Below are 11,621 nucleotides of genomic sequence, written 5' to 3' on the forward strand. Positions count from 1 at the left end.
GTGGGTGAAGCTGGACAAGACAGTCAGGTCACATACAACGTCCATAAGATGCGCACCTTGCCGGGTGACGGTACGACGGGCAGGTCAGGCGCCTGGCACATGCACATCCGTTGCGCAGCTTAACGAGTGTGGGAAGCCAGCTGCTTGCGATGCTGCGACATATTCGGTCATCGGTACGCAGGGTTGGGGTTGCGTCTTGGGCAACCCGGAATTCCCGGTAGAAAAACCGGCTATTTCCCCCGCCACGAGTACCGAAAATGACTGGTATTGCCCGTCAGGTCATGCGTTGGGTCTGACACAGGAAGCAGCACAAAATTCGCCGCAATGGCACAATTGCCTACGCAACGCCCTACCCCAGACAGGATTCCCCATGCTGCAACTGAAAACCGACGCCCTGATGGCCACCCCGTGCGACGACGAAGAAGACAACATGGCCATGCTCTGCTGCCACGGCAAGAACGGCGAGATGTTCATGCTGACCCGCTACCCCGACGAAGACGAAGTGGAGCTGACCTGGGACTACGAGCCTTCGACCCTGGACGGCTTGAAAGTCACCCTGGGGGACACAACCATGCGGGTCGAACTGGCCGCAGGCGATGCCGATGCCCTGGGTGGCAAGGACCAACTGGAGATAACCCACGCCACCGCCACGGCGGATATGGCAGAAGTGGAACAAACCCTGCAGAACATTCTCAAGGGCACCGGCACCTACATCCGCACCTGAATCGCAGTTGCGCAGCCAGCAACGACGGTGCTTGACCGTTGGTCGCCACTGTTATTTCTAACAGTACCCGGCCCCGTGTTTTAAGCCTTAGCTGATCAAAGACGACGGATCCAGGTCGCGAAATCTTCAGGACCGTGTCGATCCCTCCAGCACCTTCCAGCACCACGTGCCCAACATCAAGCCGCTGATAACGCCGACCAAGACCCGCACGCAGGGGGATGTAGAAGCCCTGCGCCGGCATCGACAGGACCGCTACTACACATGATCATCAAAGCCCCTGACGCGCCTCCGGTCGGCGACTGCACCGCCCCGTGGATTGCGAGCAAGGTGTATGCCGTGGTCGGCGATACCCGCACCACAGTCGGCGTCGCCGTGAGTGACGGACGCGGCGGGGTGCCCTGCCCTTGAAGCAAAGGCGGTGAGCGGGCATGCCTGCTCACCGCCATTTGTGCCTCTCACACAATTTTCCTACAAGTTTTGCTAAAAATACCCCGCGCGCCGTTAGTCGCCACCCCCTGCCATGCATTAAAGTAGGCGCCCCAGGCTGTCGTTTGTTACATGACGCACAGGCTCATCTCTCCAGGAACCGTCATCGATGGAACATCGTGAAGCGCTGCTCGCGCTGCGAACCTTTCTTTCTACGCAGATTCTCGGCCAGGAAAAACTCATCGATCGCCTGCTGATCGCCCTGCTTGCCGACGGCCATATGCTGGTGGAAGGCGCGCCGGGCCTGGCCAAGACCAAGGCGATCAAAGAGCTGGCCGAAGGCATCGAAGCGCAGTTCCATCGTATCCAGTTCACCCCCGACCTGTTGCCCGCGGACATCACCGGCACCGAGATCTATCGCCCGGAAACCGGCAGTTTCGTATTCCAGCAAGGGCCGATCTTCCACAACCTGGTGCTGGCGGACGAAATCAACCGCGCCCCGGCCAAGGTGCAATCAGCCCTGCTGGAGGCCATGGCCGAACGCCAGGTCAGCGTCGGGCGCAGTACCTACGACCTGTCTCCGCTGTTTCTGGTGATGGCCACTCAAAACCCCATCGAGCAGGAAGGCACCTACCCGCTGCCCGAAGCCCAGCTCGACCGTTTCCTGATGCACGTCAAGATCGGCTTCCCCGACGCGGCCGTCGAACGGCGCATCCTGCAACAGGCGCGTGGCGAAGCCCTCAACGGTGAAACCAAGCCCGAGCGCCGGGTCAGCCAGCAGGCGATCTTTGCCGCGCGCAAGGAAATCCTCGGCCTGTACATGGCCGATGCGGTGGAGGAATACCTGGTGCAACTGGTCATGGCCACGCGCACCCCGGCCAAGTTCGACCCGGAAATGGCCGAGTGGATCGCCTACGGTGCCAGCCCGCGTGGCTCCATCGCCCTGGACCGCTGCGCACGCGCCCATGCCTGGCTGGCCGGCCGCGACTTTGTCAGCCCGGAGGATATCCAGGCGGTGCTGTTCGACGTACTGCGCCATCGCATCATCCTGTCGTTCGAAGCCGAAGCGGCCGGGATTGACCAGGACCGTGTGGTGCAACGCATTCTCGACGTCGTTGCCGTCGCTTGAAGTCGATGAACGCCAGCGATGGGGTGCGCGTCACGCTCAGCGAACTGATCGAGATGCGCCACCGCGTGCGCGAAGTGCAGCTGTTTTCCACGCCAAGCCAGCGCAGCCCGCTGATCGGCCTGCACCACTCCAAGCTGCGCGGGCGCGGTGTCGACTTTGACCAGGTGCGCGTGTACCAGGCCGGCGACGATGTGCGCACCATCGACTGGCGCGTGACGGCGCGCACCCAGGAGCCGCACACCAAGCTGTTCCACGAAGAGCGCGAACGGCCGATCTTCATCATGGTGGAGCAAAGCTGCCGGCTGTTTTTCGGCTCGGGGCAGATGTTCAAGTCAGTACTCGCCGCTCAAGCCGCCAGCCTGATCGGCTGGGCGGCCCTGGGCCACAACGACCGCGTCGGCGGGCTGGTGTTCGGCGACAACGAGCACTACGAAATCAAGCCGCGACGCAGCAAGCAGAGCCTGCTGCAATTGCTCAACCGTTTGGTGCGCGTCAACCAGAGCCTGGACACCGAAAGCCGCCCGGAGGCCGACGCCCTGGGCATGGCCCTGCGCCGTGGCCGCGAAGTGCTGCGCCCCGGCAGCCTGGTGATTGTGATCTGCGACGAGCGCGCCCTCACCGAAGGTGCCGAGCAACAATTGAGCCTGCTGTCACGCCATTGCGACTTGCTGCTGTTGCCGATCTCCGACCCGCTGGACCACGCCCTGCCCGCCGCCGGGCTGCTGCGCTTTGCCGAACGGGGCGCGCAGCTGGAACTGGACACCCTGAACTTCGACTTGCGCCAGGCCTACAAGGCCCAGGCCGAAGCGCGCATCGCCCGCTGGGAACTGCTCGCGCAGAAACTGCGAATCCTGCTGATGCCCCTGAGCACCCAGAGCGAAATGGTCGAACAACTGCGCGAATACCTCAACCCGCAACGCCCGGTTAAAAAGCAATGAGCAGCCTCGACCAACTGCAACCGCTGATCGCCCCGCCGCCCATTGGCTTCTGGCCCCCTGCGCCGGGCTGGTGGTTGCTGTTGCTGATGATCCCGCTGCTGGGCTGGGGCCTATGGTCGCTGCGCCGTTTGCTGCCGACTCGACGCCCCATGACCCGCGCCGAACAACCGCTGGACCCTTTGCGCATCGCCGCGCTGGCCGAGCTTGCATTGATGCCCAAGCCTTACGACGGCGCCCCCGCCGGGGCCTGGCTGCAACAGCTCAACGGCTTGCTCAAGCGCCTGTGCCGCAACGACTACCCCTATAGCCAAAGCCATACCCTCAACGGCCGCAAATGGCTGGCATTCCTCGACAACCGCTGCCCGGCCGCCGGCCTCACGCGCTGGATGGTATTGGTCGAAGGCGCCTATAAACCCGAATGCAAGCTCGACGACAAAGCTATCGCCGGCCTGACCCAAGCCGTCGATACCTGGATTCGCAAACATGTTTGAGTTCGCCTGGCCGTGGATCTTCGCCCTGTTGCCGCTCCCCTGGTTGATGCGTTTTATCCTCCCGGCGGCCGACAGCGGCGAGCCGGCGCTGAAAGTCAGCTACCTCGGCGACCTCGAAAGCCTTGCGGGCCGCCGTGCACGGGTCAACCTGCCGGGCTGGCGCCAACAGGCGCCCTTCGTGGTGCTGTGGCTGCTGCTGCTGACCGCCGCTGCGCGCCCGGAATGGCTCGGCGAACCGCTGCCGATTGCCGCCAGCGGCCGCGACTTGCTGGTGGCGGTGGACGTGTCCGGCTCCATGGACTTTCCCGATATGCACTGGCAGGGCGAAGACGTGAGTCGCCTGAACCTGGTCAAGCATCTGCTCGGCGACTTCCTTGAAGGCCGCGAAGGCGACCGCGTGGGCCTGATCCTGTTCGGCAGCCAGGCCTACCTGCAAGCGCCACTGACCTTCGACCGGCGCACCGTGCGCACTTGGCTGGATGAAGCGCGCATCGGCATCGCCGGCAAGAACACCGCCATTGGCGATGCCATAGGCCTGGCGCTGAAACGCCTGCGCCAGCGGCCTGCGCAAAGCCGTGTACTGGTGCTGGTCACCGATGGCGCCAACAACGCCGGGCAGATCGACCCGCTGACCGCCGCGCGCCTGGCGGCCGAAGAAGGGGTGAAGATCTACCCCATCGGCATCGGCGCCGACCCTGAACAAACCGGTTCCCTGGGTATCCTGGGCGTCAACCCGAGCCTGGATCTCGACGAGCCGGCACTCAAGGCCATCGCTGAAGCCACCGCAGGCCAATACTTCCGTGCCCGCGATGGCCAAGAGCTGGAAGCGATCAAGCAAACATTGGACAAGCTTGAGCCCGTCGAACAGCAACCCACCCAGGCACGCCCGGCGCAGGCGCTGTACAGCGGACCGTTGGCCCTGGCGCTGATCCTGAGCATGTTGCTGGTGATCCAGGAACGCTGGCCGAACAACGCACTGCAACGCGCGTACAACAAACTGTCGAGCAAGGGGATCTTCCTGCAACAGCATCCGGAATGGCGCCAGCGTCTTAAACGCCTGCGTTTGCGGAGGCGTCGATGATCGCCCTGTGGCCGCACTGGTTCCGCCCCTGGTGGCTGTTGCTGCTGCCGCTGCTCGGCTGGTTGCTGTGGCAACTGTGGCACCGGCAGAAGCGCGCCGGACGCTGGCAGATGATCCTGCCGCCGGCCTTTCACGCCGTGCTGCTCAGCGGCGGCAACGGGCGCGAAAGCAAGTCGCCGTGGGTGTTGCTGGGCCTCGCTTGGCTGCTGGCCGTGCTGGCGTTGCTGGGTCCCAGTTGGCAACGGGTTGAACAAACCAGCCAGAAACCCTCCGACCCATTGGTGGTGCTGCTCGAGCTGACCCCGGAAATGCTCGCCACCGACAGCCCGCCCAACCGCCTCGAACAGGCACGGCGCAAGCTCTTCGACTTGTTGCAGGCGCGCAGCGACGCGCAAACCGCCATCGTCGTGTATGCCGGTAGCGCCCACACCCTCGTGCCGCTGTCGGACGACCTGGCCACCAGCCGCAACCTGCTCGACGCCCTGCGCCCCTCGATCATGCCGGAGTCCGGCCACCGCGCCGACCTCGCCGTGGAGAAAGCCCTGGAGCTGCTCAAGCACGGCGGTCTGGGTCAGGGTCGCCTGCTGCTGGTCGGCTCCTCGTTGTCAAAACAGGAACGCCAGGGCATTCGCCTGCTGCTGCAAGGCAACCAGGCGCCGAGCCTGTCGATCCTGGGCATCGGCAGCCGTGAAGGCACACCGGTGACCCAGGAAAGCGGTGAATTCCTCAAGGACGAGCAAGGCGCGATCCTGGTACCCCGCCTCGACAGCCCGACACTCAAGGCCTTCGCCAGCGAAATGGGCGGCCGTTACCGCGCCGCGCGCCTGGACGATAAAGACCTGCGCCAGCTCGGCGTGCTGGACCCGCCCCAAGCCCTGCGCAACGATGGCCAGTTGCAGCACCTCGACACCTGGGCCGACCAGGGTTACTGGCTGCTGCTGCCGCTGTTGCTGCTGGCCGCCTGCGCCGGGCGGCGCGGCTGGTTGTTCTTTTTACCACTGCTGCTTCTGGGCGCGCCGCAACCCAGCTATGCCTTTGAATTCCAGGATTTGTGGCTGCGTGCGGACCAGCAGGGCCAATACCTGCTCAAAAAGAAACGCCCCGCCGAGGCCGCAGAGCACTTCCAGGACCCGCAGTGGCAAGGCGTCGCCCTGTATGAGGCCGGCAACTATGCCGAGGCCATCAAGCGGTTCGCCGAGGGTAATGACGCCTACTCCCACTACAATCGCGGCAACGCCCTGGCCAGGTCAGGTGAACTCGAAGCAGCCATCGACGCCTACGAACAAGCCCTGGAAGCCCAGCCCGACCTGCAACCGGCGCTGAAAAACAAGGCCCTGGTAGAAGCGCTGATCCAGGAACAGGCAGAACCCGAGCCTGAGAAGCCTGCAAAAAACGAGGATGACGAAACCACCCAACCCGGCCAAACTGCGCAACCGGGCGCCACTGGGCAAAATGCCACAGGTGGCGAACAGTCGTCCCAGGGCCAGGGCGAAGCCGGCAGCGGCGATACCCAGGCCGGCACCCCGCCGCACGCCGGCGGCAACGACGTGCCGGGCAGCGAGTTGGGCGATGAGCAAACCACCACCCCGCCGCTGCGTCCCACCGACGCCAACCTCGACGGTGAACACCGCCAGGCCCTGGAGCAATGGCTGCAGGAGATCCCGGACAACCCCGGCGAACTGCTGCGACGCAAATTCTGGTACGAACAGCAACAGCATCAGGACAAGACTCGATGAGCCGCCGCACCACCCTTCTGCTTCTGCTCGCGTTGTCGGCAGGCCACGCCCAGGCGGCCAGCCTGGTCGCCAGCGTCGACCGCAACCGCCTCAATTCCGGGGAAACGGTGGAACTGACGGTGGAATCCACCGATGTCACCCAGTTCGGCAAGCCCGACCTGTCGCCCCTGGATGCGCAGTTCGAAGTCAGCGGCACACGCCAGCTCAACCAACTTACGACGCTGGGTGGCGATAACCATGCGACCACACGCTGGATCATTACCCTGCTGCCCAAGGAAAACGGCACGGTGGTGATTCCGCCGTTGCAAGTGGGCGAATACACGACCCAGCCGATCAGCCTGCAAGTGCTGGAAACCACCAGCCAGGACACCAACGCCGAGCTGGCGCCGGTGTTTGTCGAAGCCAACCTCGACCAGACCAGCGTCTATGTGCAGGCCCAGGCATTGTTGACCGTGCGCGTGTACCACTCGGTGTCGCTGTACGACGACAGCAGCCTCACGCCGCTACAGATTCCCGATGCGCGCGTGGAGCAGTTGGGCGAGTCGCGCACCTACGAAAAGGTCATCAACAGCATCCGCCATGGCGTGATCGAAACCCGCTACGCGATCTACCCGCAACACAGCGGCACCCTGGAGATTCCCTCGCAGACCTTCAGCGCCACCCTGGTGGAGTCGCGTCCGCCCCAGGAAAATACGCTGCAAGGCACCAAGCCCGGCAAACTGATCCACGTGAGTTCGGCGGCGCTGCCACTGGTGGTCAAGCCCAAGCCGGCGCTGTACCCCGTCGACGCCCCTTGGTTGCCGGCCCGCAGCCTCACCTTGAACGAGAGCTGGAACCCGGAGCCTGAGCATGTACAAGTCGGCGACTCCCTGACCCGCAGCCTGACCGTCAAGGCCGAGGGCCTGTCCAGCGCCCAACTGCCGGCCTTGCCCAGCACCGACATCAACGGCCTGCGCCGCTACCCGGACCAGCCGGTGCTCGGTAACCAGACCAGTGACCGTGGCCTGATCGGCAGTCGCGAAGACCGCGAGGCCCTGGTGCCCAACCGTGTCGGCGCCCTGGAACTGCCCGCCGTCGAGGTGGTGTGGTGGAACACCCACGAAGACCACCTGGAGCGCACCAGCCTACCGGCCCGCACCCTGCAAGTGGCCAACAACCCCAGCCTGGCGGTGGACACGCCGGCCACCCCGACCATCATCACCGCGCCGGACGACAGCCGCCTGTGGTTGTGGCAACTCAGCACACTGATCCTGGCCTGCACCACCCTGCTGGGCTTCGGCCTGTGGTGGCGTGCCCGTTGGCAACCGGCGGTACTACGCGCTGCGCAAACCGGCCCGAGCCCACGCACCTTGCTCGACGACCTCAAGCGCGCCACCCAGGCCAACGACCCCCAGGCCACGCGCCAGGCGCTGGATGCCTGGGCGCGGCAACAGCCGGAAACCCTGGCGGATATGGCGGCGCGGTTTGTGCCGTTGTCGGATGCGTTGGATGGGCTCAATGGCGCGCTGTACAGCGAGAGTGGCCAGTACTGGCTGGGCGAAGACCTGTGGCGCGCGATCAAGGCCATCCCGATGACCGAGCGTGAGCTGGACCCGGCAACCGATACCACCAGCCTGCCGCCGCTGTACCCCAAATAAGCTGGATTCAGCCCACGCCACGCAACCCCGTGGGAGCGAGCTTGCCCACGAAGGCGGTCTGTCAGTAAAAAATCTGCTGCATGTTGATGTGCGTCGCCCCGTGCCTGCGTGTGGGCATCGACAGACGTCTTCCATTAATGACTGCCCACTCGTCGCTACTGTTAACTCTGACAGGTGCTGAATCGCATCTATTTGACGCTAAATCCTGTGTACGACCTGCCGCGCGTCACTCGCCGGTACGGGTCATTTCGCTACTCACAGGACGCCTGATCATGGATCAAGAACAGCTCTCCAACCCGCGGTTGCCTGCCGTACGCTCGCCCTTACATCCTGAACCTGGGTCTGACGACTTTTTCGACCTGACCACCCCCGAATACCATGCCCCCGTGCCGTTTTCCGAGCTCCCACTCTACATCCCCGGCATGACCACGCCTGTGGTCGGCTTCGACGGTGGGATCAACTTGGCCGCCCTGGACAACCATCGCGACGAGGGTCTGCTGTGCATCCTGTTGCCCTATCTGGACATGACGCAACTGGATTTCATCGAGCTGTTCTACCGCGATGTCATCACGCCCGTAGCGACTCACACGGTGACCAAGGAACAAGCCGACAAGGGCATTCAGATCCCGTTGTACATCCCCCGTACACGGTTTACAGACGGCCCCGTGGAACCGGTTTTTTTCCGGGTTACGCGAGTGCTTGGTGGAACGGAGGAGACTCGCCGCTTCAGGCTCAAAATCGACACTGTAGCGCCTGCCGGGCCGGATCCGATACCTAGCGAACCGTGGCATTCCAACCTTGGCGCGCCCGAGCCGGATACCGACTTCGTCGATGAAACAGCAGCCGGTCTGGGGGTGAAGGTGACAATTCCCTTCTACCCCCTCGACATCAACAGGCCCGCCAACACCCACCGCACGGTGCGGGACCGCATTCGCCTGAGCATTGGCGGATTTATCCTCAACCACCGGGTCACCGAAGGCGAGGCGGCCGGCCGCGAGCCGATTGTAATCTGGGTGTATGCGGGCACCTGGGCGCAGATCGGCAGCGGCTCACACGTCTGCGAGTACGAAGTCGTCGATGAGGTGGGTAACTATTCCCCAGGCTGGTCACCGGCGGTGCTGATCGAGGTCGAGCTGGATGATGGCGCCGAACCGCTGCTGCCTGAGTGCTACATCTACGAAGCACCTGCGGACGTCCTTGATGTGGACGAGCAGATGGGGGCAGACGCCACCATCGAAGTCTCCGTTCATCGCTTTGACTATGTGGTCGGCGATCTGATTCGGGTCAGGGCTATTGGCCGCAATGCGCAGGGGGCGAGCGTCACCACCTACTACGAACACCGCGTCACCGTCACCGGGCGCAATGCCCGCATCCCCTTCCCGTTCGAGGATTTTGCGCCACTGGTGGGCGGGCGTGTGCAATTGTCCTATGAGCGCATACGCGCTGGCGTTCCAAACCGGCGCTCGCACACGACTATCGTGCAGGTCACCGGCACACCGATCAACATCAGCTTGCCAGCACCTCGCGTGGATGAGGCGCCGGACGGCGTCACCCTGCCGCCGGAATCGGCATATGTCACCGTGAGAATTGACGAATACACAGGCCAGGATCCTTTCGACCTGGTCACTCTGTTCCTGGTTGGCGTGTATGCCAACGGTTCGCGGTATTACCGCGAGGTTTACAAAGCGGCCGGCGAAGGGCCTATCACCTTCCGGTTGGCGAACGGGGTCAACGGCGATATCGCCAAACTCGAAGGCGGTACCCTCAGGCTTTCTTATACCGCCACTAACGCCCAAGGAACTCGTCCCTCGCAGGATCTGCTGCTCGATGTCGGATTACCCCAGGCTTCGTTGCCTGAACCATTCGTGGAACAGGCACCGCCCCCCGAGTATGTGTTCGATCCAGACCAGTCGAGCGGTGACGCACACATCCTGGTCCGGGCACACACCGATATACAAGAAGATGACATCATCACCTTGTACTTCGAAGGTAGCGCCAGCGGCGGCAGTGCGCCCCCCATCATCTTCCAGGTATTGCCGCACTGGGTTGGCCGCGATCTGCCATTTAACGTCCAGCGCCAGTATGTTCTGGCCAATCTCAACGGATCGGCGCGCATTTACTACACCCTCACCCGTCCGGGTGCGCGCACGCGATTATCCCATGCCGTCGTGATGAAAGTCGGTGCCATGCTGACCTTGGATGTACCTGAAGTGCTGGAGGCCACGAAGACAGGCCCGACGAGTGCGCAGATGAATCCGTTGCATATCGATCAAGCGGCGGTATTCACCATCCGCGTGAGGTATGCGCCGATGCTTTATACCGATGACATCACCGTCTTCCTGTTCGGCAAGCCCGGTTTCGCGATACCGGCCATCAAACCGAAGCCCGGCGACCCGTCCTTGGGGTATGTTGATTTCTATGCCTCCGGCAGGAATATCGCGGCTCATCTGGGGCAGGTACTCAGAGTGGGCTATAGCGTCCACCGCCAGGGTGCCCTCACAAACTCCGAGATACTGGACTTGCGGGTACTGGCGTTTGATGAGCTGACGCCCAATCCACTTCCCTTTCCAAGGATCAACGACATCGCCCCCGGCGGAACGCTGAACCTCAACACCATTGCCGGCGATGCGACCGCCGCCGTGGCCAAGTGGCCCCTGAGTGCGGCGGGCGATTGGGTGTGGCTGACCTGCAGCAGCGCAGGCGTAGATGACTTGAACCTGTTGACGGCGCACCCGCTTACCTCAGCGGAGGCGGCGAATGGGTTGCACAACCTGCCAGTACCGCGCAGTTGGCTGGAGTCGATCCCCAACAACAGTCCCATCCATGTGAAGTTCCAGGCAACGTTCGATGGCACCCTGGATGCCGAGAGCATCGTCACCTTTCCGATCACGACATACACCGTTGTGCAGCGGAGCAAGCTGTCGATGGAATGGCCTTTCACTACCGGCAGCTGGCACGGCTGGAGCCCAGATGGACAATACCGAGACACAAACAACATCGCCAATGAAGGCGTAGGGCTTGGGATTGGCTCGTATACCGACGGGCCTTACAACTTTTCCGGGCCGGTCATCGCGTATACAGTCCAGGTACAAGCCAACAAGACCTATGACTTGAGCTTTTCACTGCGCGCGATACGAGCCACGGGCGCAAACGCAACCAATATCTATCTCACCGTCAGTGGCAGCGCTATCGGCTCAGCCGTGAACACACAAAGACAGACGATCTGGCGCACCGGCACTGGTGTCTATACCGCGCCGGTCACAGGGTCGGTAAAGCTTGGTCTACACAACACGATCTCCAGTGGCGACGGGAATGACTTCTACATCGGGCATGTCACGATGAAGGAACGGTAACTAAGTGAAACAACTGATCGTTCCCACCTCGCCCGGGAACGATCAGCCCTCTCCTCCAGGTTTACAGGTAAACTCCCCCCTTTTCAGCTTCCCCACGGAGTTCGCC

8 protein-coding genes are annotated in these 11,621 nt (G+C 63.0%); all 8 read left to right on the top strand.

Annotated elements, in window-relative coordinates:
- Positions 1-370: 370 nt before the first annotated feature.
- Positions 371-724 carry a hypothetical protein gene (locus HDC32_RS03325; protein ID WP_184742500.1) on the top strand — a complete coding sequence of 118 codons (354 nt, stop codon included), beginning with the start codon at positions 371-373 and terminating at the stop codon, positions 722-724.
- 595 nt (positions 725-1,319) lie between these two features.
- Positions 1,320-2,279 carry an AAA family ATPase gene (locus HDC32_RS03330; RefSeq protein WP_003174327.1) on the top strand — a complete coding sequence of 320 codons (960 nt, stop codon included), beginning with the start codon at positions 1,320-1,322 and terminating at the stop codon, positions 2,277-2,279.
- 5 nt (positions 2,280-2,284) lie between these two features.
- Complete coding sequence (locus tag HDC32_RS03335) at positions 2,285-3,217, top strand: DUF58 domain-containing protein (RefSeq protein WP_131700583.1); 933 nt, start codon at positions 2,285-2,287, stop codon at positions 3,215-3,217.
- Entirely contained in the window at positions 3,214-3,708 is a 495-nt protein-coding gene (locus HDC32_RS03340) for a DUF4381 domain-containing protein (protein WP_131700582.1), read from the top strand. The genes HDC32_RS03335 and HDC32_RS03340 overlap by 4 nt, the downstream gene beginning before the upstream one ends.
- On the top strand, positions 3,701-4,789 hold the full coding sequence (locus tag HDC32_RS03345; protein ID WP_131700581.1) for a VWA domain-containing protein: 1,089 nt from the start codon (positions 3,701-3,703) through the stop codon (positions 4,787-4,789). Before HDC32_RS03340 ends, HDC32_RS03345 begins: the two co-directional genes overlap by 8 nt.
- Positions 4,786-6,525 carry a tetratricopeptide repeat protein gene (locus HDC32_RS03350; RefSeq protein ID WP_184742502.1) on the top strand — a complete coding sequence of 580 codons (1,740 nt, stop codon included), beginning with the start codon at positions 4,786-4,788 and terminating at the stop codon, positions 6,523-6,525. Before HDC32_RS03345 ends, HDC32_RS03350 begins: the two co-directional genes overlap by 4 nt.
- Positions 6,522-8,162, top strand: coding sequence for a BatD family protein (locus HDC32_RS03355; protein ID WP_131700579.1), 1,641 nt, complete (start codon positions 6,522-6,524; stop codon positions 8,160-8,162). Before HDC32_RS03350 ends, HDC32_RS03355 begins: the two co-directional genes overlap by 4 nt.
- Before the next feature lie 272 nt (positions 8,163-8,434).
- Positions 8,435-11,515 carry a hypothetical protein gene (locus HDC32_RS03360; protein ID WP_184742504.1) on the top strand — a complete coding sequence of 1,027 codons (3,081 nt, stop codon included), beginning with the start codon at positions 8,435-8,437 and terminating at the stop codon, positions 11,513-11,515.
- Positions 11,516-11,621: the final 106 nt, after the last annotated feature.

Origin of the sequence: Pseudomonas sp. JAI120 (assembly GCF_014207255.1) — a bacterium.
Taxonomy (GTDB): Bacteria; Pseudomonadota; Gammaproteobacteria; order Pseudomonadales; family Pseudomonadaceae; genus Aquipseudomonas.

Bases quoted from the DNA above. Each gene is read 5' to 3' on its own strand.
- HDC32_RS03325 (WP_184742500.1), top strand. From the start codon at position 371: ATGCTGCAACTGAAAACCGACGCCCTGATGGCCACCCCGTGCGACGAC.
- HDC32_RS03330 (WP_003174327.1), top strand. From the start codon at position 1,320: ATGGAACATCGTGAAGCGCTGCTCGCGCTGCGAACCTTTCTTTCTACG.
- HDC32_RS03335 (WP_131700583.1), top strand. From the start codon at position 2,285: ATGAACGCCAGCGATGGGGTGCGCGTCACGCTCAGCGAACTGATCGAG.
- HDC32_RS03340 (WP_131700582.1), top strand. From the start codon at position 3,214: ATGAGCAGCCTCGACCAACTGCAACCGCTGATCGCCCCGCCGCCCATT.
- HDC32_RS03345 (WP_131700581.1), top strand. From the start codon at position 3,701: ATGTTTGAGTTCGCCTGGCCGTGGATCTTCGCCCTGTTGCCGCTCCCC.
- HDC32_RS03350 (WP_184742502.1), top strand. From the start codon at position 4,786: ATGATCGCCCTGTGGCCGCACTGGTTCCGCCCCTGGTGGCTGTTGCTG.
- HDC32_RS03355 (WP_131700579.1), top strand. From the start codon at position 6,522: ATGAGCCGCCGCACCACCCTTCTGCTTCTGCTCGCGTTGTCGGCAGGC.
- HDC32_RS03360 (WP_184742504.1), top strand. From the start codon at position 8,435: ATGGATCAAGAACAGCTCTCCAACCCGCGGTTGCCTGCCGTACGCTCG.